Here is a 980-nt window from a genome sequence, read left to right as displayed (position 1 = left end):
CCGGAGGCCAAAAAATAGTCTAGATGATCTTCGCTCCCAAGCTCAATAATGCACTCACCAGCGATATAGCGGCGCACTTCGATCTTGTCGGAAAGTAACACTAATTCTTTATCGGAAAACTTATTTAACGGGCTAAACTGCTGAAGCAGTTTGATGGGAAGCGTTTCAGTGCTCATCCGTAATCATCCATATCAAAAATGTTTAGCAAGTAGTAAAACACCGTTCTCGTATAAAACGAGATTGATGCTTTTCATCCATAATTTCAACGAGCGCACCTATTCGTTATTGCTCTCGCTCTACTTAATCTCACAGCCAAATTTTTCTTCGAACCAATTTTTTGATGTTATGCTCTAAATCTATTCCAAAATCGAAAAACAATATTTAAACCCTATGCGCATTCAAGCATATTCTGACGGCATGGCCAAAGACATTGCGGAACTATTTGTGTTGGCGATCAACGGCATTCATTCCGATATTTACTGTGTTGACCAAAAAGCCGCTTGGATTCAAGGCATTAGAGCGCCTAGTGGCGATGGTGATGGCGATGATGTGTACTGGAACAAACGGCTGAGCAGAACGAAGCCTTGGGTTGCGTTTGTTGAGGACCGTCTTGCCGGTTTTATGGAGTTGCGTTCGGACGGCCATATTGATTGTGCTTACACGCATCCAGACTTTCAAAGGCAAGGTGTCGCCTCTGCTTTGTTTGAGCATGTCACCTTGGTGGCACACGCTCAGGGAATAGCACAGCTATATGTTGAAGCCTCACTGGTCGCAAGGCCATTTTTCGAGTACAAAGGGTTCAAGGTACTTAAGCGCAATCACATTCACAGGCATGGAGTGGTTCTAACCAATTTTTCGATGACAAAAAATCTCAATACGGACCAACGTAAACGCTTAACAATCCATGTTGTTGATGCGTTTACCGAACAACAATTTAAAGGCAACTCGGCGGCTGTGATCATCACAGATCATTGGCTTTC

1 protein-coding gene is annotated in these 980 nt (G+C 43.6%); it reads left to right on the top strand.

From position 1 onward, the window contains the following. Window positions 1–390: 390 nt before the first annotated feature. Window positions 391–980 (top strand): GNAT family N-acetyltransferase (locus tag A3750_RS02615; protein WP_068548005.1); only part of this gene is annotated, 590 nt, incomplete at its 3' end.

Source organism: Oleiphilus sp. HI0079, assembly GCF_001635105.1.
Note: the sequence above shows the minus strand (reverse complement) of the source record. Positions and strands in the feature narration are given on the sequence as shown.